This window comes from Streptomyces sp. ISL-87 (assembly GCF_018614095.1).
Classification (GTDB): Bacteria; Actinomycetota; Actinomycetes; order Streptomycetales; family Streptomycetaceae; genus Streptomyces.
On record NZ_JAGGOY010000072.1, the window covers coordinates 1 to 20778 of the forward strand.

Genomic DNA, 20778 nt, shown 5'->3' on the forward strand with positions numbered 1-20778 from the left:
TCCTCACAAGAGTCCGCTGAACTCGGTGGTGCGCGGGCGAGCGTGTGCGCCACGCTCGTGGCGATTGCGGCACCGGGAGATTCGTCAGCCGTTGAGCCGGACCCCAAACGGCTTTGGACTTCGAGTTCTTGTTACGCGGGGGTGCTCTGCGTGTTCGCGTAGCGGTGCGGTCTGCGGTGCGCGACCATACGGACGCCAACAGAAACCCCGAGACAGGAAGAAGGGCGGACGTGTCCGGCAGCGAAAGCGAAAACCCAGCAATCCCCTCCCCGACCCCCACGCCGACCCGACCCAGAACGAACCGGGACTGGTGGCCGAATCAGCTGGACCTTCAGGTGCTCCACCAGCACTCGCCCCGGTCCAATCCGATGGGCGAGGACTTCGACTACGCGGAAGAGTTCGCGGCCCTCGACGTCGACGCGCTGAAGCAGGACGTCTTCGAGGTGATGACGACGTCCCAGGACTGGTGGCCTGCCGACTACGGCCACTACGGGCCGCTCTTCATCCGGATGAGCTGGCATGCCGCGGGAACGTACCGCATCGCCGATGGCCGGGGCGGTGGCGGCGCCGGCGCTCAGCGCTTCGCCCCCCTCAACAGCTGGCCGGACAACGCGAGCCTCGACAAGGCACGCCGTTTGCTCTGGCCGGTGAAGCAGAAGTACGGCCGGAAAATCTCCTGGGCCGACCTTCTGGTCTTCGCCGGCAACTGTGCCATGGAATCGATGGGGTTCAAGACGTTCGGGTTCGGCTTCGGCCGAGAGGACATCTGGGAGCCCGAGGAAATCTTCTGGGGGCCCGAGGACACGTGGCTCGGAGACGAGCGCTACGGCGGCGAGAGGGAACTCGCCGGTCCTTTCGGTGCCGTGCAGATGGGACTGATCTACGTCAATCCGGAGGGGCCGAACGGGAACCCGGATCCGATGGCCGCCGCCAGGGACATTCGCGAGACGTTCGGGCGTATGGCGATGAATGACGAGGAGACGGTTGCCCTCATCATCGGCGGCCACACGTTCGGCAAGTGTCATGGTGCGGTCGATCCCGAGTACATCGGCCCGGAACCCGAGGCCTGCCCCATCGAGCAGCAGGGCATCGGCTGGAGGAACACGTACGGCAGCGGCAAGGGCACCGACGCGCTCACCAGTGGCCTTGAGGGCGCATGGACCTCCGAGCCGACGAAGTGGGACAACGGGTACCTGGACAACCTGTTCCGGTACGACTGGGAGCTGACGACGAGCCCCGCCGGCGCGAAGCAGTGGACTCCCACGGATCCGTCGGCCAAGGACACTGTGCCCGATGCTCATGATGCGTCGAAGAGGCACGCTCCCATGATGCTGACGACGGACCTCTCGCTGAAGCTGGATCCGATCTACGGGCCGATCTCGAAGAGCTTCCACGAGAACCCGGACAAGCTCGCGGTAGCGTTCGCCAAGGCGTGGTACAAACTGCTGCACCGCGACATGGGACCCCCTTCGCGTTACCTCGGCCCGTGGGTCGCCGAGCCGCAGCTGTGGCAGGACCCCGTCCCCCAGGTCGATCACGCACTGGTCGCGGACGAGGACGTCGCTGCCCTCAAGGGCAGGATCCTCGCGTCGGGACTGTCCATCTCCCAGCTGGTCACCACCGCTTGGGCGTCGGCGGCGAGCTTCCGCGGCACCGACAAGCGTGGCGGGGCCAACGGGGCACGGATTCGGCTCGCGCCGCAACGGGACTGGGAGGTCAATGACCTGCCCGAGGTGGCCGAGGTGGTGGAGACCCTCGAACAGATCCGGCAGGACTTCAACCTCTCGGCCGACGGAACGAAGGTTTCGCTCGCCGACCTGATCGTCCTGGGCGGGTGCGCGGCCGTCGAGCGAGCCGCGAAGAACGCCGGGCACGACATCACGGTCCCGTTCGCACCGGGGCGCACGGACGCCTCGCAGGAGCAGACCGACGTGGAGTCGTTCGCCGTTCTCGAACCCAGGGCGGATGGGTTCCGCAACTACCTCCGGGGGGGAGAGAAGCTGTCGCCGGAGACCCTCCTGCTGGACCGCGCCAGCCTGTTGACACTGACCGGCCCCGAGATGACGGTTCTGATCGGCGGCATGCGTGCCCTGAACACCGGCTTCAAGCGATCCCCACACGGCGTCTTCACCCGCCGGCCGGAGAAGTTGACCAACGACTTCTTCGTCAACCTGCTCGACATGGGTACGGAGTGGAAGGCGTCGGCCTCGGCTGAGAACGTATTCGAAGGTCGGGATGGCGCCACGGGCGAGGTCAAGTGGACCGCGACCGCCGTCGACCTGGTCTTCGGTTCGCACTCCCAGCTCCGAGCCTTCTCGGAGGTCTACGCGTCCGAGGACGCGGGAGAGAAGTTCGTGCGCGACTTCGTGACCGCGTGGGACAAGGTGATGAACCTCGACAGGTTCGACCTCGCCTGAGCCCGACCCCGAGCCCGATGTCCCGGTCGGCCGCTCTTCGGCCGACCGGGACAACCGCGGGATCCGGTCAGGACGGATCCATCCGGTCAGGACAGTGCCGAGGGGCGAAATTCCGATGCCGGTCCTTCGTCTGCCCCGCCCACGTGCGCATCATCGAAGGGGGGACACGGGACACCTGCGAGTGGCGTGGGAGTGGTGATGAGGAATGAGGCTGTCGTTCCTGGAACCTCTGTACGCGGAGTCCGGCCCGTTCGCCTCGGTGTACCTGGACACCTCGCGGGACGTCGAGCAGCCCGACCGGGCCGTCGCCCTGCGCTGGCGCCGGCTGCGTGCGGACCTGACCCGGCAGGGTGCGGACCGGGCGCTGCTCGGCGTACTGGAGGCGGCGGTCGGCGCGGACGCGGAGGTGCCCGGTGTGCACGGGCAGGCGATCTTCGCGGCCAACGGCTCGCTCGTCATGGACGGGGAGCTGCCCCGGCCGCCCGCCCACGACTCGGCCCGCTACAGCACTCTGCCGGACGCGATGCCGCTGGTCACCCAGCATCTGCCGGAGATCCCCTACCTGGCGGTCGTGGTGCACTACCGCGGGCTGCCGACGGCCGAGACGCACGGCTGGGTGTGGGTGGAGGCGGAGTCCGGCACCTGGCCCGCCTCCGCCGTGACTCCGGGTGAGCGGCTGCACCTCAAGGTGGCGGTGGCCACCTGGCATCACAGCGCCGTCCGGCTGGGCCCCCGTCTGGAGGCCTGGGCACGGCGCACCCATGCGGACGCCGTCGTCGTCGGCGGGGACGAGTGGGCGGGCAACGTACTGGTCCGCCGGCTGCCACACGCCCTGCGCGAGAAGGTCGTACGGGTCGGGGGCCCCACCCCGACGGACACCGGACGGGCCCTGCTGGAGCCGCAGCTCGGCAGCGTCTTCCGCGGCCGGATGGCCGAGCACGACCTGGACCTGGTGAACATCTTCATCGGCCGCCGGGCCCTCGGCGGCCCCACGACGGAAGGGCTGGAGGCCACCGTCGCCGCCCTGCAGCGCGGCCAGGTCGCGGCGCTGCTGCTGAACCACCCGCCCGCCTCCTCGCTGCGGCTGTGGACCGGCCCGCGGCCCACCCAGCTCGCCCTGGCCGAGGAGGAACTGGTCTCCTTCGGAGTACGGGCACCACGCGAGGAACCCGCCGACGAGGCCCTGGTGCGGGCCCTCGTCGGCACCGCCGCCGAACTGGTCGTCGTACCGGAGGAGGAGCTGGGGCTGGACGAGGGAGTCGGGGCGCTGCTGCGGTACGCCGACCACGGGACCCCGGCCTGACGGGGCACTGCGATGATCCACGAGGCTTCTCCCGACAACCTGGTCCTCGCGGCCCGGACCGCGGGGGTGACCGACACACGGCTGCTGGAGGCCGTCCGGACCGTCCCGCGGGCTGGTTTCGTGCCCGCCGCCGAGGCCGGCTCCGCGTACTGGGACATCCCGGTGCCCCTGCCCTGCGGCCAGGTGACCACGCAGCCCTCGCTGGTCGCCATGATGGTCGCCGCGCTCGGCCTCACCGGCGGCGAGCGGGTGCTGGAGATCGGGACCGGCTACGGCTGGCAGACCGCGCTGCTGGCCCGCCTGGCCGGGCATGTCGTCAGCGTCGAGCGCTGGCCGGAGCTGGTCGCGGAGGCCCGGCGGCGGTTGACGGCGCACGGGTTCGGCGCGGTGGAGGTCGTCCTCGGCGACGGCACGCTGGGCGCGCCGGACGGGGCCCCGTACGACGCGGTCATCGTCTGCGCGGCGTTTCCGCAGGTGCCGGAGCCACTGGTGGCGCAGCTGCGCACCGGCGGCCGGCTGGTCCAGCCCGTGGGCCCGGGCGGGCGGGAGCGGGTGGAGCTGTACGAGCACCTGCCCGGGGGCCTGGAGCGTCGCCGGACGATCATCCCGGCCCGTTTCGTCCGGCTGTACGGTGCCCACGGCTACCCCGAAGGCAGCTCCTAGGAGTCTGATGAAGATCTTGAAAACGCGCCCGGCTTGCACCGGTTCAACCCGATTGATATTTACCGGCAATATGGGGTGAATCGGTCGGCCGGAGCAAGATCTTCAAGAGCCTCCTAGAGCCGCTGGTACGTGCCCACGAGGGTGCCGCTGGCGAGCTCCTTGCCCCGCACGGCGCTGTGCACGGCGTCCACGCTGGGCTGGTCGTGCAGCCGGACCGGCTGCGACAGCGCGTACAGGCGGAAGAAGTAGCGGTGCGGCCCGTGCCCGGGCGGCGGCATCGGCCCGCCCCAGCCCATCCGTCCGAACCCGTTGGGCCAGGACTGCCCGCCGTGCGGCTCCTGGCCTTCCTCCACCCCGCCGGTCCACGGGTCGATGCCCGTGACCAGCCAGTGCAGGAACGTGGTCCCCGGCGCGTCCGGGTCCTCGCACAGGAGCAGCAGCTCCGCGGTGCCCTCGGGCGCAGCCGTCCAGGTCAGGGGCGGTGAGACGTCCTCCCCCTCGCCGCTGTACCGGCGGGGGATCTCCGCGTGGTCGGCGAAGACGGTACTGGTCAGCTGAATTCCGGTCACGGCCGCCGTTCTCCCATCCCCGCCCGTCCCCGTACCGCTGCGGGCCCGGAATCCACCCGACCGGCCCAAGGCGCGGAACGGGCGGCAGTTTGACGGGCCGGTCGGCGGGCACGCGCCCGATGGGCAGGGCACCCTGGAAAGAGGGGTGTGCCGTCATCGAGCTGTTGTCGTCGCGCCCCCGTCAAGCCTTCCTGAACCCCCTGGGGGACATCATGGAACTCGGCTTTCTCAAACCGCTCTTCACCCGGCAAGGGCCCTGGGCCTCGGTGTACATCGAGACCACCCGCGCGACCGAGGACGCGCAGCGGATACAAGCACTCCGTGAGCGCGCGGTCGCGTCCCAGTTGATCGACGCGGGTGCCGACGCCTACACCGTCCGGGCCGTGGTGGACCGGCTCGCCGGGGAACCCGTCAGCGGGGCGCCGCCCGGCCGCGCGCTGTTCGCAGCGGGCGCCGAGGTCGTACTCGACATCCCGCTCGGGAGGGTCCCGGTAGCCACCGAGGCGACCTGGTCGATCCTGCCGCACATCGCGCCGCTGGCCGGCCTGCGGGGCGACGAGCCGAGCTGCCTGGTGGCGTACATCGACCGGACGGGCGCCGACCTGGAGCTGCGCGGCGCCCACCGCCGGGAGGCCGTGGGCCAGGCTCAGGGCAAGGAGTGGCAGGGCCGCGGGCACCGCAGCATGCCGGCGGACCGGTACGAGTGGCACTACCGGAACAAGGTCGAGAACGCGTGGAACGACACGGCGGGCATCATCGCGGCGGAGCTGGCCCGGCAGTGGCCTGAGAGCGGCGCCGATCTGGTGGTGCTGACCGGCGATCACCGCGAGCGCCGGGCCGTCTACGACCGGCTGCCCGAGCGCATGCAGGCGATGACCGTCGAAGTCGACAGCGGCGGCAGGTCGCCCGGCGCCTCGAAGGTCGCCCTCGACCGCGAGATCGCGCGGGTGCGCGAGAAGTTCGCCCACGAGCGGCTCGAGAGCGCCCTGGAGCGCTTCCGCACGGGCCGGGGCCGGCCCGGCGAGCACCGCGAGTCCACCGTTGACACCGGACCCGGTGAGGCGGCCGAGGGTATGCCGGCCGTCGTGGACGCCGTACGCACCCACCAGGTGGCCACGCTGCTCCTGAGCCCCGACGGCTCCGACGCGGCACGCGAGGTGTGGATCGGTCCGGGCGTGGACGAGGTCGCGGTGCAGCGCGGCCAGGCGGAGGCGATGGGCGTCGTCAAGCCCGTACTGGCGCGTGCGGACGACGCCCTGCTGCGGTCCGCGGCGGCGGCCGGCAGCGAGGTTCTGGTCGTACCGGCGGGTACGCCCGGACCGGCGGGCGGCTTGGGGGCGGTGCTGCGCTGGACCATCTGACGGCGGTGACAACGACCGAATGGACCGGATGGAGCTGCGTCCTCGTTGGCGCGACGCCCACGACCGCTTCTCGCCCGGACAGCCCACCAGGCGTGCCGTAGGCGCGGACACGGGTGGAAATGGAGGAAAGCACCTCCTGTGCCCCTGGAGCACCCATGACCGGTCCGCACGATCCGCCCGCGCCGGATCCGCCTTCCGGTCGGCGGACAGCCCATGAGGGAGGCGGTCCTGCGGCCGGGGCCCGCGAGGGAGGCGGTTCCCCGGGCGGGGCCCGCGCCAGCCGCATCGTCCGCGGCACCGCCTCAGCGGTCGTCATCGTCCTCACCTGCATCCTGGTTCCCATCGCGCTGCTCACCGTGTGGGTGCACGACATCGCACTCGATACCGACAGGTATGTGGCCACGATGTCCCCCCTCGCCAAGGACCCCGCCATCCAGGACGCGGCGGTCCGTCGCGCCACCCACGCCGTCGACGTGCGCGTGGACGGCCGCCAGGTGACGTCGGACGTGGCTGCCTGGCTTGAGTCACAGGGTTTGCCGCCCCGCGCCGCCCAGGCGGTGAAGGGGCTCGCTCCGCAGCTCGACTCGGCCGTCAACGAGGCCGTCACCAAGGTGGCCACCCGCTTCGTGGAGAGCGACCGGTTCGCCGATGTCTGGACTGACGCGAACCGGGCAGCGCACAACACGGTCGTACACGCGCTCACCGGTAAGGGTCGCGGAGCCGTGGGGGTCGAGGAGGGCACGGTCACGCTGGACGTCGGAACGGCAGTGGACCGGATCAAGGACGCGCTCGTGGAGGCCGGCCTGTCGCCGGCAAGCAGGATTCCGGACGTCGACAAGCAGATGGTGCTCTTCCAGTCCGACAAGCTGGCCAAGATCCGCGGCGGCGCCCATCTGCTGGACGTGATCGGGAACTGGATTCTGTTGCTCACCGCCGTCATCGGCACGGCCGGGGTGCTGCTGGCCCGCGGCCGACGCAGGGCTCTGGCACGGACGGCGCTGGGGGCGGCCTTCGCGTGCCTGGTCCTGCTGATCGCTCTGATCGTCGCCCGGCGCTACTACCTCGACCACCTTCCCGCCCAGGTGCAGTCCCCCGCCGCGGCCGCGGCGATCTTCGACACCCTGGTGCGGTTCCTGCGCGTCAGCCTGCGGACGGCGATCGTCCTCAGCCTCGTCATCGCCGCCGGCGCCTATCTGGTCGGCCCGGGACGACTGCCCCGAGCGGTGCGGGACACGTCCGACCGCACCGCCGACTCCGCGGCCCAGTGGGCGTACCAGCACCGGGTCCGCACGGGGCGGGCCGGATCCTGGGTACTGACGTACCGCCGGTGGCTCACTCTGGCCGCCCTGCTCATCGTGGCCCTGGTCTTCGCGCTGTGGAACCACCCGACGGTTCTGACGATCCTGCTGCTGGTTCTCGTCCTCCTCGCCGTCCTGGCGCTGCTCGCGCTGCTGGCGGCGACCGGCCGGGCGACCAGGAACGCGGAGCGACCGCCCGAACGACGGGAGCCGCGTCATGTCTGAACTCGGGCCTGTTGACCTGATCATCCTGTCCTTCCCCGGCGTCCGCCCCCCGGACGCCGTGCTCCGGGGCATCGAAGAGGTCGAGCGCCGCAACGATGTGCGCATCCTGGACGCCCTGGTGGTCACGAAGGAGGAGAACGGCGAGGTCGAGCGCGTCGAGCTCTCCGACATCGAGGACCTGCGAGACGCGGCGGCGGACCTGGTGGCCCGCAGCATGCTGGGACTCGTCGGTATCGAGGACGTCGACGAAATCGCAGCCTTGATGGACGTCGGGACCACGGTCCTCGCCCTGCTCGTGGAGAACGTCTGGGCCCGCGAGCTCGCCACGGCGGTACGCCGCCACGACGGCCGCCTGGTGGCCACCGTACGAATCCCCCATGAGCAGATCACAGAGGCGGAGGCCGACCTCGCCGCAGCGCCGGACGCCGGAATGCCGTGACCGTGCCCGGGGTGTTGTCGCCCGCCTCCATGCGTACGAATGTCGACGGAACGGAGGGAATCGCGAAGCGGGTGGCCAGGACCGGAGCGCCGAACGGTGGCGGCCTCTGCGTCGCCCGGGCCGGTTTACGCGGTGGCTGAAGGACCGGGGACCGAAGGGTCCAGCGACGGGCCCTCGCCGATCGGGCGGATCACCACCGGGTGCACGGGGGAACCCTCCGGCGCCGGGCACTGGGTGATCCGGGCCGCGATCTCGGTGACGCGGTCGAGGCCGGAGCACTCCAGCAGCCAGTAGCCCGCGGTCAGCACCTCGGTGTCGGCGTACGGGTGGTCGGTGACGACGGGTTCACGGCCCGGGGAGCCGGTGACGAACCGAGCCTCCGCGGGCGCGGTGAACCCCTGGGCGTCCAGCAGCTCCCCGGAGGCGCTGAGTTCCGAATTGAGGTCGCTCATGAAGGCGACCATGGCCGTGAGCTCGTCACGGCTCCACAGGGGGGAGGCGGGCGAGGCCTTCCCCTCCATCGCGTCGTAGTCCGCCTGGCTCGCCCGGACCGTCACGAAGTACTTCATGCGGACAGCCAACCAGCTCTGGTTTCGGCGCGGCCGTTCCCCGGCCCGGGGCGGGCCGGGGTTCCCCCGGGCGGCTCCGTCACCACCAGTAGAGGGGGTACTTCGGAGCCGTGCGGCGCACGCGGGAAGCGGCGTACCCGGTCAGCACGAGGAGGACCGCCGAACCCAACAGCAGCGGGATGAACCGGCCGGGAGCCGGGGTCTGGAGCACGATGATCACGGCGGTGGCCACCGCCGGCGAGTGCGGGGTGCGAGCGAGCATGTTGAGGGCGAGCGTGACACCGGCCGCCACGGCCGCCGCCCAGGCGCTGCTGCCCGCCGCCGCGAGAACGGCGTAGCCCACGACGCTGCCCGCCAGGTGGCCGATGACGACATTGCGCGGCTGTGCGAGCGGGCGCGCTGTGGACCAGCGCGGCGCTCGCGGCCAGCGGGGGTATCAGCACCGGTTCGTGGATCATCGCGCCGATCGCCACCAGGCCCAGCCCGGCGGCGCGGCGTTCGAGCTCATTGCAGGGAGATTTCCGGGGCAGGCGGCCGCCGGGCGGCCGGGGCAGGGCAGGAGGACGCCTGGCGAGGGTGGTGCCGGGGCGGGGTCCCCGGGGCGCGGGTGGGCCGGGGACATCCGCTACGAACCATATCTGTCGGGTGTCCGACGGGCGCTTCCGAGGGGGGTGAAAGGCCGGTCGCGCCCTGCCCCTCGCCCCGCAGTACACGCGCGACGGGCAGAGCGGGCGACGTCGGCGGCACGCAGGCGCCGCTTTACCAGCTCAAGGCGGAGTTCTTCAAAACCCTCGGCCACCCGGTCCGCATCCGTGTCCTGGAGCTGCTGAGCGAGCGCGAGCACGCGGTCGCCGAGATGCTGGCCGAGGTCGACATCGAAGCGGCCAGCCTGTCCCAGCAGCTCGCCGGGCTGCGCAAGGCCAACCTCGTCCTCACCCGCCGCGAGGGCTCCAACGTGTACTACCGGCTCACCAGCCCCGAGGTCGCCGAACTGCTGCGCGTCGCGCGCAGCATCCTCTCCGGTGTCCTGCAGGGCCAGGCCGAGCTCCTGGCCGACCTGCGCGCCACCGGACCCGCCGGACCGAAGTAGGCCGACGCGCCGCCTGTGCCCCGCCGGCACAGCCGCCCCGGGGCGTTCACTTCTGGGTGTGCTGGCCCAGGTAGAACAGCAGCCACACGAACCCGGTGGAGCGCAGCCGCGTCGCTGTCACTCGTCGTCCTCTCTCCGGACCGGCACGGAAGCGATGCACTCGACGTCGATCTGGTCGGCGACATCCATCAGGACACTGGCCAGACCCAGGACCGTGCCGGGATCGAGCTCCGCCTCGCCGTCGTACACCGAGTGCAGCCACCCGCCGGCCAGGCACCGCAGCAGGGCGGTGACCTGGTCGGCCGGGATCAGCAGCTGGCCGCCCGTCGTGGGGACCAGGGGAACGGACGCGTTCATAGTGGCGCCTCCTCCGCTCCGGCGGGCGGCAGGTGCGAGGTGTCCGGCTCCGCGGCCGAGATGGCCGCGAGAGCGGACCCCGGATCCTGTTCGACCGCGAGATCGCCCAGGGTGACGACGCCGACGAGCTCGCCGTCCTCGGTTACCACGGGCAGCCGGCGCAGCGCGTGGCGGCGCATGAGGTCGACGGCGTGGTCGACGCCGTCACCCGGGCGGACGGTGACCGGCTCAGTGCTGCAGACTGCCTGCACGGTCGTCTCGGCGGGATCCCTGTTCTCGGCCATGGCGCGGATGACGAGGTCCCGGTCGGTGAGGATGCCGCGCAGCCTGCCCCCGTCGACGACGAGGACGTCCCCGATGCCGGCGTCACGCATCACCCGTGCCGCCTCGGCCAGCGACGTCAGCTTTTCGACGGTCACCGGTTGCTCGGTCATCACCTCGTGGACTCGCCGGATCATGACTCCTCCTGCCGATGGAAGCCGTTCCTACTGGGCGGCTACCCCCAGCCGTCGACCGTAAGCCAGGCTCTGGCACGTGCGGGTCAGGGACCTTCCCATCGTCCGAGGCCGGCCCGCAGCAGGCCCACCAGATCATGGACGACCACATCCGCTCCGTGCGTGTACAGGCGCGCCGCCCGTTCGTGCGAGGTCTCACGGTTGATGCCGGCCACCAGGCCGAAGCCCGCGCGCATGCCGCCTTCCACCCCGGTCGGCGCGGCATCGGCCACCGCTGTCTGCGCGGGCGGCACATGCAGCCGCTTCGCGCCCTCAAGGAAGAGGGCCGGATCCGGTGTGCCCGCCAGATGCAGCCGGACGGCCTCGGACCCGTCCACGACCGTGTCGAACAGGCCCTGGATCCCCGCTGTGATCAAGACGTCGTTCGCACGGCTGGAGGCCGAGACCGCGGCGGACTTCACCCCCCAGGCGCGCAGCGCGCCCAGTACGGGCTCCACATCCGCGAACGCGTTCACCGGATGCTCGTCGAGCAGGTCGAACAGCGTCCTCTCCTCGGCGGCGGCGATCGCCCGTACCGTGCCGCATCCCGGCTCGTCGCCCGGCTCGCCCTCGGGCAGGCGCAAGCCCCGGGAGGCGAGGAAGGCGAGCACCCCGTCGAATCGGGACTTGCCGCTAACCAGGCCCAAGTAGTCCTTCACCTCGTCGAACGGGTGGCGCTGCCACGCGGCGAACCGGGACTCGGGCAGCGCTTCGAGGCACCGGTCGACGGCGGCCTTCCACGCGGCGGCGCGGATGCCGGCCGAGTCCGTCAGGACCCCGTCGACATCGAATACCACGCCGCGCAGACCCGTGACCGACCGTGCGGGGTCACTCCTGTTCGCCGCTGTCGCCATCATCGTTACCCTGCGGTCGGACGATGACGACCGGGCAGGCCGCGTGCACGGCGCACTGCTGGCTGACCGAGCCCAGCAGGAGGCTGGCGAAGCCTCCCCGGCCCCTGCTGCCCACGACCAGCAGCTCGGCGCCGACGGATGCCCCGATCAGCACCTTGGCCGCGGTCCCCCTGATCAGATGTTGTTCCAGCGGCACGTCTCCCACCTGGACGAGCACCTTCTTGATCTCGTCGTCAAGGGCCTGTCGGGCCTGAGCCTCATCGAAGTCGGCGTCCACCGCCGGGGCGGACCAGCCCACCGCTCCGGGGACGTCGTAGGCCGTAACCGCGTCCACCGTCGCCCCGATCAACCGTGCCTGCCGGACCGCCCACCGCAACGCCTCGTACGAGGCCGACGAGCCGTCGACGCCCACGACGACATGGGGTTTCGGACCACTCGTGTCCATGGCCGGGTCCCTCCCTCCTTTCACTCTTCCTGCTCTGACGAGGTGCTGTGCGCCTACCCGCGTGGCAGGGCCGTAGACCCGGCAGCGGGGGACGGAGAGGCGGCATGCCCGGAACTCGCGGGGTCGACGAGGAGGCGGCGCGGTTGCCTGCGGCTTCAGGACCCGTCCGACTGACACTGCGGGCACCACACCGTGCTGCGGCCTGCCATACGGGACCGGCGCAGGGGGTTGCCGCAGCGCGGGCAGGTCGCGACGGGGTCGTCGCGGTGCCCGGTGAGCCAGGAGTCGCGGGGCGGGACGCAGCCGGCGGTGACCGCGGAGCGCAACGTGCGGCGCATGTGTGTGTACAGGTGACGGCGGTCGGCCTCGGTGAGGTCGCTCGCCCGGCTGGTGGGGCGCAGCCTCGCGCGCCACAGGATCTCGTCGGCGAGCAGATTGCCGAGTCCGGCCAGGACGGACTGGTCGGTGAGGACGGTCTTGACTTTGCCGCGGCGTGCGGAGAGCGCGGCCTCGAAGTCCTCACGCGCCACCGCCATCGCGTCGGGGCCCTGGTGGTCCAGCAGCCGTTCGACGTCGGAGCGGTCGTCGGCCAGCCATAGACCCTGGAGCTTGCGCTGGTCGCGGTAGCGGAGCTGACGGTCGCCGCCCACGGTGAACAGGACCCGGTCGTGGGCGTCGGCCTCATCGTCGGGATGGGCGCACACCAGTTGACCGGTCATGCCGAAGTGCAGCATGAGGGTGGGACCGCCGGTGTGGGCGAGCAGCCACTTCCCGTGCCGCTCCGGCTCGGTGAACCGCCGGCCTTCCAATGCGTCGCGCAGCCTCCGCGCGCTCACCCCGTGCAATACCCCCTCGTCACGCACCTCGACGCGTTGGATGACCCGGCCCTTCGCACAGGACTCGAGCACCTTCCGGAATCCCTCGACGTCTGGTAGCTCAGGCATGGGGGTACGCCCTTCAGCAGGCTGGGCTGCGCTATGACGCCGGCCGGCCCCGGTCAGGTGTTGGGTTCGGCGGCGCTGATGTCGGCGAGTGCGGAGCGCTCGTCGCGGTCGATCGCGAGGTCGCCGAGCGAGACGATTCCGATCAGCTCTTCGTTGTCGATCACTGGCAGCCGGCGCAGCGCACGTTCGCGCATCAGGTCGACCGCGTGGTCTATGTCGTCGTCGGGGGCGACGCTGACGAGTTCGTCGCTGCAGATTTCCGCGACGGTGGTCTGGTCGGGGTCGTTGCCTTCGGCCAGGGCGCGTACGACGAGGTCGCGGTCGGTGACCAGGCCGCGCAGGTGGCCGTCGTCGGTGATCAGGACGTCGCCGATGTCGGCGTCGCGCATGCGGCGAGCGGCGTCACGCAGGGAGGTTTGTGGCCCGACCGTGACGGGATGCTCGGTCATGATCTCCCGGATCTTCTGGCGCATGGTGTCCTCCAGCGCTTGCGGAGGGGAGTTCGTGTCAATGGACGGCCCGCTGCTCCTCCAGGAGGTCGATCACCTCCTGGTCGGAGACCTGGTCGAAGTCGTCGTACCAGAGGCCGACCGCGTGGAAGAGCGGTGGCTGCTCGAGGCAGATGAGGTCATCGGCCTCACGGCGAAGCTCGACGGCGGACTCGGGGGCGCAGACCGGCACAGCCAGGATCAGCCGGGCCGGGTTCTCGGCCCGCAGGCGGCGCAGGGCCGCCCGGGCGGTGACACCGGTGGCGAGCCCGTCGTCGACGAGGACCACGGTCTTGCCCTCCAGGCGCGGTGCCGGGCGGCCCCGGCGGTAGAGAAGTTCGCGCCGGTGCAGTTCGGCGCGTTCGCGCGCGACGGTGGGGGCGAGGTCGGTCTCGGTGACGTCGAGGATCTGCAGGGCGCGCGGGTCGAACAGGGGTGGATCCTCACCGGCGATCGCGCCGATTCCGACCTCCGGCTGTCCCGGGGCGCCTATCTTCCGGGCCACTACGACGTCCAGGGGCGCTTCCAGAGCGCGGGCGACCTCGGCCGCTACGGGCACGCCGCCGCGGGGCAGCGCCAGGACGACCACATCCGCCGCCTGCCGCGCCCCGATCGACTCATCGAGTCGTTCGGCGAGTCGGCGGCCGGCCTGGCGCCGGTTCTCGAACCGGGTGACCATGTCGGTTCCCTCCTTCTTCCGTTCCCCCTCCTCCGGCACGACGCCTCGGTAGGGAGGGAGCGATGCGACGGCGTTCAGATGATGCCGGATATCGCCCTGCCCGGAACGCCGCCACGGTGCCGAATCGGCAGTGCCATCTCAGACACCTCCACACACTGTTGCTTCCCAAGGCGCCATGCCTCTGTATCCAGCGCCTAACCCCGCCACCAGTGGCTAAACATGGTGGGGACTCGCCGCGCCCCGGCGGCCAGCGCCGCGGCGAGGCAGGCGGCGGCAATGGCCGTGCGGTGGCGGGTGGCCCACCACTGGACGCTGCGAGCGCGCGCCTCGGAGTCGAAAGGTCCGTGCGCCCCGTGGTCGCGACGGTCGTCGGCGGTCCCAGAGGTTCGGCGGCTCCTCGGCGCCGGCGGGCTCGTCCGTCTGCTGGGAGGGTCCAGCCGCCGGGTTTCTGCGCGATTCCGCGTACGTGCAGGTAGGTGCCCTGCAGGCCATTGGCCAGGATCGCCGCGGAGGCTGCCGGGAGCACCGTGTGCGCCGCCCGCGGGCTGAGGAAGCCCGCGACGCCGGCCGCCGCACCCAGCGGGCCCAGGACGACCGGCCACCACATCACGCGGTTGCCGAAGCCCGCCCAGGCGTGCTCCAGGTAGATCTCGGCCGCGCTCACCAGGGCGCTGCCCGCGGTGAGCAGGGACAGGGACCGCTCGAACCTGCCGTGGCGGTGTTGTCGGTCAGCCGCGCCGCCCCTCGCACAGCGCCCGAGCGGACCCGGCCTGCAATGGCCGTACTCCTGAAAAGGGTCATGACGGATTCTCAATCCTTGCCGCTGCCGGGCAGGAACTCCTGCAGCTTCGCCTTGAAGCCCTTGCGGACCACGTCGGCGCGTTCGCTGTCGCCGTGCAGTACCGCCTCGGCGGTCGCCTTGATCTGGTCGAAGGTGGCATGCGGCGGAATCGGCGGAATCGAGGGGTCGGTGCGGAAGTCGAGCACGTAGGGCCGGTCTGCGGCCAGCGCGCGGTGCCAGGCCGGCTCCACGTCCTGCGGCCGCTCGATCCGCTCACCGTCCAGCCCCAGTTGGGCGGCGAAGTCGCCGTACCGGATGTCGGGCAGCGCCTGCGACTCCTCGAACTGCGGCATCCCTTCCAGGGCGCGCATCTCCCAGGTCACCTGGTTGAGGTCCTGGTTGTTCAGTACGGCGACGATCAGGCGCGGATCCGACCACTCTCCGTAGTACTTGGCCACCGTGATCAGTTCCGCCATGCCGTTCATCTGCATCGCACCGTCGCCCACCAGCGCGATCGCGGGCCGCTCCGGGAAAGCGAACTTCGCGCCGATGGCGTAAGGGACGGCCGCCCCCATCGTGGCGAGGGTCCCCGAGAGCGAGCCGCGCATGGTTCCGCGGATCCGCAGGTGCCGGGCGTACCAGTTCGCGGCGGAACCCGAATCCGCGGCCAGGATGACGTCGTCGGGCAGCAGCGCGTCCAGCGCGTGCACCACATACTCCGGGTTCAGCGGGTCGGCGGGGACCTCGGCCCGCCGCTCCATCACCTCCCACCAGCGTGCGTTCGCCTTCTCGATCCCCTCCCGCCAGGACCGGTCGGTCTTCCGCTCCAGCAGCGGCACCAGGCGCTTCAGCGTCTCGGCCGCGTCGCCCACGACATTCGCCTCGAACGGATAGCGCAGACCGACCATCGACGGCTCGATGTCGATCTGCACCGCGCGCGCCTGCCCGAATTCAGGAAGGAACTGGCTGTACGGGAAGCTGGATCCCACCACGAGCAGGGTGTCGCAGTCGCGCATCATCTCGTACGACGGCCGGGTCCCCAGCAGCCCGATCGAGCCGGTGACGAAAGGCAGCGTGTCGGGCAGTACGTCCTTGCCGAGCAGAGCCTTCGCCACGCCCGCGCCCAGCAGTTCGGCGGCTTCCTCGACCTCGGTACGGGCGTGCCGTGCTCCCTGGCCGATCAGCATGGCGACCTTCTCGCCCGCGTTGAGGATCTCCGCGCAGTGGCTGAGCTCCTCGTCGGCCGGGACCGGTGCGAAGCGGCCCATGCCCCGGCTGGAGGGCACCATCTTGAACTCGTGCGTGGGCGGCTCGTACGGGAGGTCCTGCACATCGGCGGGGATGATCAGCGCGGTGACGGTGCGCCGGGCGGCGGCCACGCGCATCGCCCGGTCCAGCACGTTGGGCAGCTGCTGCGGGACGGTCACCATCTCGCAGAAGTCCGAGGCCACGTCCTTGAAGAGGGACAGCAGGTCGACCTCCTGCTGGTACGCCCCGCCCAGCGCGCTGCGGGCGGTCTGCCCCACGATGGCGACGACCGGCACATGGTCGAGCTTGGCGTCGTAGAGGCCGTTGAGAAGGTGGATCGCCCCCGGCCCGGAGGTGGCGACGCAGACGCCGGTCCGGTCGGAGTACTTCGCGTAGCCCACCGCCTGGAACGCGGCCATCTCCTCATGCCGGGCCTGGATGAACCGCGGCTGGTTGTCGGCCCGGCCCCAGGCCGCGAGCAGGCCGTTGATCCCGTCACCGGGATAGCCGAAGACATGTTCGACGGACCACTCGCGCAGCCGCTCCAGCACATGATCCGAGACCTTCATCGCACGAATCCCCTTCCCGGCGGCCCGGCCCCTCGAAGCCGGGAACGTGATGAGCACCCTTGTACGGCGGCTAACCGCTGAGGGCCCGCACAAACGTGCCGCGCGGGAGCCGGGCAGCGATGTGAAGCCTGTATCCCGGATCAGGGACGCGTCGCGCCGGGCTGGGTGGTGGGGATGCCGGGCAGAAGATGTCGCGGACCGACCACAAGCTGAAGGGCATGCTCACCGACCGTGACATCGTCATCAAGGTGCTCGCAGTCGGCAAGGACCCCGCGAACTGCAAGGCGGGCGAGCTCTCCCAGGGCGAGGCCGTCACCATCGGCGCCGACGACGACGCCCGGGAAATCCTCCACACTATGGCCCAGCACAAGGTCCGCCGCCTGCCGGTGATCGACGGCCACGACCTCGTCGGGATCGTCGCGCAAGCCGACGTCGCCCGGGCTCTGCCCGATCCGAAGGTCGGCGACCTCCTCGAAGCCATCTCCAGCTGACACGCTTTCGCCGGGCGCGGGTGATTCCTGCGCCCGGCTCTGTACCGAACGGCCCACGAGTCCCCTGCGGGCCCGGCGGCGCGGCAGTCCGGTTCCACGGGGAGGAGCGCCCCAGCCATGGCCGGGGCGCCCCCAGGAGGTGATGTTCACCGGTCGTCCGGACCGACCGTTCCCCGTGGTTGCGAGCCGAAGTTCCCGTAGCCCTTCATCTCGTGCGCGGTGCGGCGGCCGCCGTCGGCGGGAAAGCCATTGCGGTCGGCCTCGCGCGGTTCCTCGATGTGCCGGCGGGCGGGCCGACGCGGCTGCTCTCCAGGCCGCGGCGGCGCGGGCTCGGCACGGCGCCGGCGGACACCCCACCACACGGCGCCGATCAGCAGAAGGACGACGAGCAAACCGATCACTGAGGCGAAGGCGCTGCCAGCGCCGCCCACGCCGAGCACGGCGGAAGAGTTCAACATCTCGATGCCTTCCCGGTCGGTTCTCCCGGCACGAAGCCCGGAGCTTCCTCACCGACGCGGCTGCCCGTGGCCGGACCGGCGAAACGGCTACGACGCCGGGACCGGACCGGCATCGGCCGCGCTCCAGCAGCGCTCCAGCAGCGCTCCAGGTGGTGCTCGGGGTGCGCGGACATCCGGGAGCCGCCGCGCTCCCCCACCTCAAGCCCCCGCGATTCCGGTGATCACCGGGTCCCCCAGCGGCGCGGCTTCCGCGGACAGCCCAACGCTGCGCAGGGCCGTGGTGGCCAGGTTCCGGGCTTCGGCCTCTGCCGTGGCCGTATCGGCAGCCTCGACCTCGAGGCGCAGGCTGAAGGCCGACGAGTCCGGATAGAAGGTGAGGAGATCCAGGTCTTCGGCCGCTCCCAGGTCTGTCTCCCGGGGGTCGGATCCGCGCAGCGCACGGCCGAGTTCCGAAAGCGCCTCGGGGGTCAGGCCGGTGAGAAGGGTGCCGGGGATGGTGACGACGTAAAGGGTCATGGAACACAGGTGCCCGACCACGGCGGGGAAAATCTCACCCCGCGCCCCATCCCGGCATTCGGCCGAACCCGCCACCGCCGACTACGGTCCTCCCGCGCCTGGCGATGGTTGCCCCTCCGGGACTGCGACCAAGAGCGCCGGCCCGCGCGGCGAGCGGTGTCACGGGCTCAGCCACCGCACCACGGCCCGCGTCACCCGTCCAGCGCACCCCCGTAGGGGCGAGGAGGCCCAGGGCCGCGGTGAATGGGCGGCCCTGCGGCGGGTACCCGCCAGGGGCGGAGCCATCGGCCGGCCGGAGCCACGGCAGCGCCGGCGGCCTGGAGGGCCAAGGAGGGCCTGCTCCGTCGGCGGGAAGCAGACGACTGCCGCCGCCTCTGTCGTACGTGCCGCCAGAGGTACGCACGACGGGGCGTGGCTGGGAGGTGGTACCCGTGAACGCCACGGACGCAGCTGCCAAGGCCCACCCCGGCACCCAGGGGAGCACGGGCGACGCATACGACGCGAGCCCCTATCTGCCACGGCGCGGTGGGCTCCCGGGCCTGCGGCGGGCCGCCGCCGACTGCCAGGGCTGCCCTCTGTTCGAGGACGCCACCCAGACCGTGTTCGGGGCCGGCTCCGCGCACGCCCGGCTGGTTCTGGTCGGGGAGCAGCCGGGCGATCAGGAGGACCGTCAGGGCGAACCCTTCGTGGGCCCGGCGGGGCGCCTGCTGTACCGGGCGCTCGGAGAGGCGGGGCTGGGCGAGGAGAGCGTGTACGTCACGAACGCGGTCAAGCACTTCAAGTTCACGACGGCGGCGGGCCACGGCAAGCGGCGCATCCACAAGGCCCCGAGCCTGCGCGAGATGACCGCCTGCCGTCCCTGGCTCACGGCCGAACTGCGCACGGTCGCCCCCGAGGTGGTCGTCGTACTGGGCGGCACTGCCGGCAAGGCCCTGCTCGGCAACTCCTTCCGGGTAGGCGAACACCGCGGCGTACTGCGGCCGATGCCCGCCTTGGAGGGCGATGCGGCGACCCGGTGGCACGGACAGCTGCTGGCGACGGTCCACCCGTCCTCGGTGCTTCGGTCCGACGACCGGGAGGCGGCCTTCCGGGGGCTCGTCTCGGACCTACGCGTGGCCGCTGACGCCCTTCGGTGAGCGCTTCCGTGTGATGACCCCCCATCAGGTCCTCGCCATCAGGCCCTCGTCCTCCCCCCGGCCCGGCGCGGGTCGGGGTTGAGAAGTTACGCCGGCGAGGTATTCGGCCGGCGAACGGGGCGTTGCCATGCGCCTCCTCCTCGCACTTCCCGGCCCGGCGGGCACGCCTGCCGTGCAGCTCTCCCTTTCCCTCCGGGCGGCTACCCCGCACCCACGCCGGTATCCCCGTGATGTCCGTACCGGACCTGCTGCGCGCGTGCAGGCTCGGAGAGAAGACGCCGAACCCCGGGCACGGCTGTGTATGGGTCGCCAATGCCGGGCATGCGCCTTTACAAGAGAAAGAGTGCACACTTCACCCGGAGCCTCCGATGACTCCCTCATACCAGCACCCACCAAGGCACCTCGACCTGCCGCCTGACGTCAGCGCCGCCAGCCGCGCCCGCGACGCGACCTCTCGGTTTCTGCGCAGTGCCAGCAACCACGGGCAGCCGGTGGTCCCGGCAGCCGTGGACGCCGCTGTCCTGATCGTGACCGAGCTCGTCACCAACGCCGTCCGGCACACCGACGGCCCGTGCAGCCTCGACCTCGACCTGCATGAGGGGCTGCTCGACATCGACGTCACCGACAGCAGCTCCACCCCACCCGAGACCCGGCCGCCCCACTACGACGGCAGCGGAGGCTGGGGCTGGATCCTCATCCGCCACGTCGCCCATGAGGTCAGCGTTATGCCCACATCCACCGGCGGAAAGTGCATTCATGCCTGCATCGCGATCGCCGGGTGACACGTGCCCCCGCTTCGGTTAAATCCGACGAGACGGGCAGGCGCCACAAGGGGAGGAGCAGGTCCCGGATACAAAGAAACACCGCCATGGAATCCTTCTTCGAGATCACGGTCGACCGCGCCGGCGACACACTGACGATCACCTTCGCAGGGGAGATCGACTTCTCGGCAGAGCGCGCTCTCGATGCCGTGCTGGGGTCCCTGCCGGCCGGGGCGGCCGTTGTGGTGGACATAAGCGGTGTGACGTTCATGGACCTCGCCGGGCTGCGCTTCCTCCTCGCACTGAGCTCACCGCACCCGCAAGGAGTGCAGGCCGCTCGTCGTCGAAGGTTGGCAGCGCCAGCCCCGGCATTTCGTTCGCCTCGTCGCCGAACTCGGTGCGGCTCCCGCGCCCGAGCTCACCGGCTCCGACCTGGGCGACGAGATCCAGGGGACTTCGGTCCCGGGCCGCACTCGCCCGTCTCCTCGGCAGCGCGGAGGCCGCCCGGAGCGTGCGAGACCACTTCCCGCGCTCGGCCGCTGTGATCTTCGGCTGGGCGCCCAGCCGTACCGCCGGAAGGAGAAGCGCTCGTGCTATCCAACGCAGCGGAACACGACAGTGTG

The 20778-nt window shown here is 71.2% G+C and carries 23 protein-coding genes and 1 pseudogene; 11 read left to right on the top strand and 13 right to left on the bottom strand.

The window, feature by feature from the left end:
- Positions 1-230 precede the first annotated feature (230 nt).
- The 3 genes from katG to J7I97_RS25765 all read left to right on the top strand — a co-directional run bounded on the left by katG (position 231) and on the right by J7I97_RS25765 (position 4383).
- On the top strand, positions 231-2417 hold the full coding sequence (gene katG, locus J7I97_RS25755) for a catalase/peroxidase HPI (RefSeq protein WP_214939101.1): 2187 nt from the start codon (positions 231-233) through the stop codon (positions 2415-2417).
- A gap of 205 nt (positions 2418-2622) precedes the next feature.
- Entirely contained in the window at positions 2623-3720 is a 1098-nt protein-coding gene (locus J7I97_RS25760; protein WP_214938936.1) for a hypothetical protein, read from the top strand.
- Positions 3721-3732: 12 nt separating this feature from the next.
- Positions 3733-4383, top strand: a complete 651-nt coding sequence (locus J7I97_RS25765) for a protein-L-isoaspartate(D-aspartate) O-methyltransferase (protein ID WP_214938939.1) — start codon at positions 3733-3735, stop codon at positions 4381-4383.
- 113 nt (positions 4384-4496) lie between these two features.
- Here J7I97_RS25765 and J7I97_RS25770 read toward each other — a convergent pair whose 3' ends face one another.
- On the bottom strand, positions 4497-4952 hold the full coding sequence (locus J7I97_RS25770; RefSeq protein WP_214938943.1) for a YbhB/YbcL family Raf kinase inhibitor-like protein: 456 nt from the start codon (positions 4950-4952) through the stop codon (positions 4497-4499).
- A 212-nt stretch (positions 4953-5164) separates the two neighbouring features.
- On the opposite strand from J7I97_RS25770, the gene J7I97_RS25775 reads away from it, so the two are divergent.
- The 3 genes from J7I97_RS25775 (at position 5165) to J7I97_RS25785 (ending at position 8275) form a co-directional block, all read left to right on the top strand.
- Entirely contained in the window at positions 5165-6313 is a 1149-nt protein-coding gene (locus tag J7I97_RS25775; RefSeq protein ID WP_214938946.1) for a hypothetical protein, read from the top strand.
- Between the two features lie 155 nt (positions 6314-6468).
- The gene (locus J7I97_RS25780) at positions 6469-7836 is read left to right on the top strand and encodes a hypothetical protein (protein WP_251059169.1); all 1368 of its coding nucleotides are present in this window, start codon (positions 6469-6471) and stop codon (positions 7834-7836) included.
- Positions 7829-8275 (top strand): DUF6325 family protein, encoded by a 447-nt coding sequence (locus J7I97_RS25785; RefSeq protein ID WP_214938949.1) that lies wholly within the window; start codon positions 7829-7831, stop codon positions 8273-8275. Before J7I97_RS25780 ends, J7I97_RS25785 begins: the two co-directional genes overlap by 8 nt.
- Positions 8276-8400: 125 nt before the next feature.
- Here the strand turns inward: J7I97_RS25785 and J7I97_RS25790 are convergent, their stop codons facing one another.
- Together J7I97_RS25790 and J7I97_RS25795 are read right to left on the bottom strand one after the other, a co-directional pair.
- A complete protein-coding gene (locus tag J7I97_RS25790; RefSeq protein WP_214938952.1) occupies positions 8401-8844 on the bottom strand; it encodes a YciI family protein in 444 nt (147 codons plus the stop codon).
- 79 nt (positions 8845-8923) lie between these two features.
- Complete coding sequence (locus J7I97_RS25795; RefSeq protein WP_308369367.1) at positions 8924-9187, bottom strand: HPP family protein; 264 nt, start codon at positions 9185-9187, stop codon at positions 8924-8926.
- Positions 9188-9598: 411 nt separating this feature from the next.
- Between J7I97_RS25795 and J7I97_RS25800 the strand changes: the two are divergent.
- Positions 9599-9934, top strand: a pseudogene (locus J7I97_RS25800) (ArsR/SmtB family transcription factor); the annotation flags it as partial.
- Between the two features lie 117 nt (positions 9935-10051).
- Here J7I97_RS25800 and J7I97_RS25805 read toward each other — a convergent pair.
- The 8 genes from J7I97_RS25805 to J7I97_RS25840 form a co-directional block, all read right to left on the bottom strand.
- Entirely contained in the window at positions 10052-10291 is a 240-nt protein-coding gene (locus J7I97_RS25805) for a DUF6213 family protein (protein WP_214938955.1), read from the bottom strand.
- Entirely contained in the window at positions 10288-10749 is a 462-nt protein-coding gene (locus tag J7I97_RS25810; protein WP_214938958.1) for a CBS domain-containing protein, read from the bottom strand. Before J7I97_RS25810 ends, J7I97_RS25805 begins: the two co-directional genes overlap by 4 nt.
- Before the next feature lie 83 nt (positions 10750-10832).
- On the bottom strand, positions 10833-11582 hold the full coding sequence (locus J7I97_RS25815) for an HAD family hydrolase (RefSeq protein ID WP_308369368.1): 750 nt from the start codon (positions 11580-11582) through the stop codon (positions 10833-10835).
- Between the two features lie 31 nt (positions 11583-11613).
- Positions 11614-12084, bottom strand: coding sequence for a universal stress protein (locus J7I97_RS25820; RefSeq protein WP_214938964.1), 471 nt, complete (start codon positions 12082-12084; stop codon positions 11614-11616).
- Positions 12085-12239: 155 nt separating this feature from the next.
- Positions 12240-13028, bottom strand: a complete 789-nt coding sequence (locus tag J7I97_RS25825) for an Fpg/Nei family DNA glycosylase (RefSeq protein ID WP_214938966.1) — start codon at positions 13026-13028, stop codon at positions 12240-12242.
- A 53-nt stretch (positions 13029-13081) separates the two neighbouring features.
- Positions 13082-13501 carry a CBS domain-containing protein gene (locus tag J7I97_RS25830; protein WP_214938968.1) on the bottom strand — a complete coding sequence of 140 codons (420 nt, stop codon included), beginning with the start codon at positions 13499-13501 and terminating at the stop codon, positions 13082-13084.
- 34 nt (positions 13502-13535) lie between these two features.
- Positions 13536-14195: a phosphoribosyltransferase gene (locus J7I97_RS25835; RefSeq protein ID WP_214938971.1), complete on the bottom strand. Its 660-nt coding sequence runs from the start codon at positions 14193-14195 to the stop codon at positions 13536-13538.
- A gap of 810 nt (positions 14196-15005) precedes the next feature.
- A complete protein-coding gene (locus tag J7I97_RS25840) occupies positions 15006-16793 on the bottom strand; it encodes a thiamine pyrophosphate-requiring protein (RefSeq protein ID WP_214938974.1) in 1788 nt (595 codons plus the stop codon).
- A gap of 161 nt (positions 16794-16954) precedes the next feature.
- Between J7I97_RS25840 and J7I97_RS25845 the strand changes: the two genes are divergently transcribed.
- Positions 16955-17284, top strand: coding sequence for a CBS domain-containing protein (locus J7I97_RS25845; protein ID WP_374195514.1), 330 nt, complete (start codon positions 16955-16957; stop codon positions 17282-17284).
- 146 nt (positions 17285-17430) lie between these two features.
- Here J7I97_RS25845 and J7I97_RS25850 read toward each other — a convergent pair whose 3' ends face one another.
- Both J7I97_RS25850 and J7I97_RS25855 read right to left on the bottom strand, forming a co-directional pair.
- Positions 17431-17742: a DUF6479 family protein gene (locus J7I97_RS25850; RefSeq protein WP_214938980.1), complete on the bottom strand. Its 312-nt coding sequence runs from the start codon at positions 17740-17742 to the stop codon at positions 17431-17433.
- 198 nt (positions 17743-17940) lie between these two features.
- Positions 17941-18258: a hypothetical protein gene (locus J7I97_RS25855; protein ID WP_214938982.1), complete on the bottom strand. Its 318-nt coding sequence runs from the start codon at positions 18256-18258 to the stop codon at positions 17941-17943.
- A gap of 431 nt (positions 18259-18689) precedes the next feature.
- Between J7I97_RS25855 and J7I97_RS38880 the strand changes: the two genes are divergently transcribed.
- The 3 genes from J7I97_RS38880 to J7I97_RS40425 all read left to right on the top strand — a co-directional run bounded on the left by J7I97_RS38880 (position 18690) and on the right by J7I97_RS40425 (position 20700).
- Positions 18690-19394: a UdgX family uracil-DNA binding protein gene (locus J7I97_RS38880; protein WP_308369369.1), complete on the top strand. Its 705-nt coding sequence runs from the start codon at positions 18690-18692 to the stop codon at positions 19392-19394.
- Between the two features lie 368 nt (positions 19395-19762).
- The gene (locus tag J7I97_RS25865; RefSeq protein WP_214938987.1) at positions 19763-20176 is read left to right on the top strand and encodes an ATP-binding protein; all 414 of its coding nucleotides are present in this window, start codon (positions 19763-19765) and stop codon (positions 20174-20176) included.
- Between the two features lie 86 nt (positions 20177-20262).
- A complete protein-coding gene (locus J7I97_RS40425) occupies positions 20263-20700 on the top strand; it encodes an STAS domain-containing protein (protein ID WP_214938989.1) in 438 nt (145 codons plus the stop codon).
- Positions 20701-20778 lie beyond the last annotated feature (78 nt).

Coding starts and splice junctions, on each gene's coding strand:
- J7I97_RS25760 (WP_214938936.1), top strand. CDS start 2,623: ATGAGGCTGTCGTTCCTGGAACCTCTGTACGCGGAGTCCGGCCCGTTC.
- J7I97_RS25765 (WP_214938939.1), top strand. CDS start 3,733: ATGATCCACGAGGCTTCTCCCGACAACCTGGTCCTCGCGGCCCGGACC.
- J7I97_RS25775 (WP_214938946.1), top strand. CDS start 5,165: ATGGAACTCGGCTTTCTCAAACCGCTCTTCACCCGGCAAGGGCCCTGG.
- J7I97_RS25780 (WP_251059169.1), top strand. CDS start 6,469: ATGACCGGTCCGCACGATCCGCCCGCGCCGGATCCGCCTTCCGGTCGG.
- J7I97_RS25785 (WP_214938949.1), top strand. CDS start 7,829: ATGTCTGAACTCGGGCCTGTTGACCTGATCATCCTGTCCTTCCCCGGC.
- J7I97_RS25790 (WP_214938952.1), bottom strand. CDS start 8,844: ATGAAGTACTTCGTGACGGTCCGGGCGAGCCAGGCGGACTACGACGCG.
- J7I97_RS25805 (WP_214938955.1), bottom strand. CDS start 10,291: ATGAACGCGTCCGTTCCCCTGGTCCCCACGACGGGCGGCCAGCTGCTG.
- J7I97_RS25810 (WP_214938958.1), bottom strand. CDS start 10,749: ATGATCCGGCGAGTCCACGAGGTGATGACCGAGCAACCGGTGACCGTC.
- J7I97_RS25820 (WP_214938964.1), bottom strand. CDS start 12,084: ATGGACACGAGTGGTCCGAAACCCCATGTCGTCGTGGGCGTCGACGGC.
- J7I97_RS25825 (WP_214938966.1), bottom strand. CDS start 13,028: ATGCCTGAGCTACCAGACGTCGAGGGATTCCGGAAGGTGCTCGAGTCC.
- J7I97_RS25830 (WP_214938968.1), bottom strand. CDS start 13,501: ATGCGCCAGAAGATCCGGGAGATCATGACCGAGCATCCCGTCACGGTC.
- J7I97_RS25835 (WP_214938971.1), bottom strand. CDS start 14,195: ATGGTCACCCGGTTCGAGAACCGGCGCCAGGCCGGCCGCCGACTCGCC.
- J7I97_RS25840 (WP_214938974.1), bottom strand. CDS start 16,793: ATGAAGGTCTCGGATCATGTGCTGGAGCGGCTGCGCGAGTGGTCCGTC.
- J7I97_RS25850 (WP_214938980.1), bottom strand. CDS start 17,742: ATGTTGAACTCTTCCGCCGTGCTCGGCGTGGGCGGCGCTGGCAGCGCC.
- J7I97_RS25855 (WP_214938982.1), bottom strand. CDS start 18,258: ATGACCCTTTACGTCGTCACCATCCCCGGCACCCTTCTCACCGGCCTG.
- J7I97_RS25865 (WP_214938987.1), top strand. CDS start 19,763: ATGACTCCCTCATACCAGCACCCACCAAGGCACCTCGACCTGCCGCCT.
- J7I97_RS40425 (WP_214938989.1), top strand. CDS start 20,263: ATGGAATCCTTCTTCGAGATCACGGTCGACCGCGCCGGCGACACACTG.